The organism is Psychrobacter sp. SHUES1, assembly GCF_001652315.1.
In the GTDB taxonomy this organism is placed as follows: Bacteria; Pseudomonadota; Gammaproteobacteria; order Pseudomonadales; family Moraxellaceae; genus Psychrobacter; species Psychrobacter faecalis.
On the sequence record NZ_LXWA01000010.1, the window covers coordinates 1 to 914 of the forward strand.

Here is a 914-nt window from a genome sequence, read left to right on the forward strand (position 1 = left end):
AGGTTTTGGGTTAAAGTTTCACTAAGTCTGTTAAAGTTTGGCATGGTCTGATTCGTCTTAAAAATTACTATTATGCCTTTGCTTTAACAGACTTTTTTGTTTTTTTGTCGTGTGCAGAGAGCAGGTTTAATATAAAGACGATAAGTCAATAACTGAGGGCGATGATAAAAGCTAAGCTGACTTTATTTGTAGATTTTGTTTTGTGGATTAACCAAGCACTGCAAGACTGGTAATAGAAGAAGAAAAGAGAAAGGTTTTTGCTATTTATAGGCTTATGAAATAAAACACCAGACATAAAAAAACCCCCATCAAAGTGATGAGGGTCTTGGCAAATGCCATAATCGAATCAAAAATGATTCAAAAGATTTACAACTAAAATATGGCTCTCCAACCTGGGCTCGAACCAGGGACACACGGATTAACAGTCCGTTGCTCTACCAACTGAGCTATTGGAGAATAAGCGGTAAGGGTTTTATGACTTACGGCGAGCTTAGAAAGTCTCTAATGAGTTCTTGCTAAGTGGGGCGTATTCTAGCAAAGATAAAAAATACGTCAAGCTTTTTTTTGCAGGTTTTAGAAAGATTGCGTTTTTACGTGGTAGATAGAAGGGTTTACACACCTTTTAGGGCGTGTCTTCAATTCATCTTACAATGAACGATAGTACATGCCAGATAAAGCATTGACTTAAAATTACGAGCTAACTTCTCATAGCGAGTAGCGATACTACGAAAATGCTTGAGCCTTGCAAACATATTTTCAACAAGATGACGTAGCTTGTACAAGTAGCTATCAAATTCTGGATTAGGCTGTTTGGCATTCTTCCTTTTAGGGATGACAGGTATCATATTATGGCTTCGAGCTTTATCTCTGATAGCCTCTGAGTCATAGCCCTTATCAGCAATAAAGTAATCAGC

The 914-nt window shown here is 37.4% G+C and carries 1 protein-coding gene and 1 tRNA gene; both read right to left on the bottom strand.

Translation table 11 applies throughout. The annotated features are described in order from the left end of the window. Positions 1-380: 380 nt before the first annotated feature. A tRNA-Asn gene (locus A7325_RS00385) sits at positions 381-456 on the bottom strand. A 179-nt stretch (positions 457-635) separates the two neighbouring features. After that, a partial coding sequence (locus A7325_RS00390; RefSeq protein WP_156508466.1) for a transposase occupies positions 636-914 on the bottom strand: 279 nt, incomplete at its 5' end.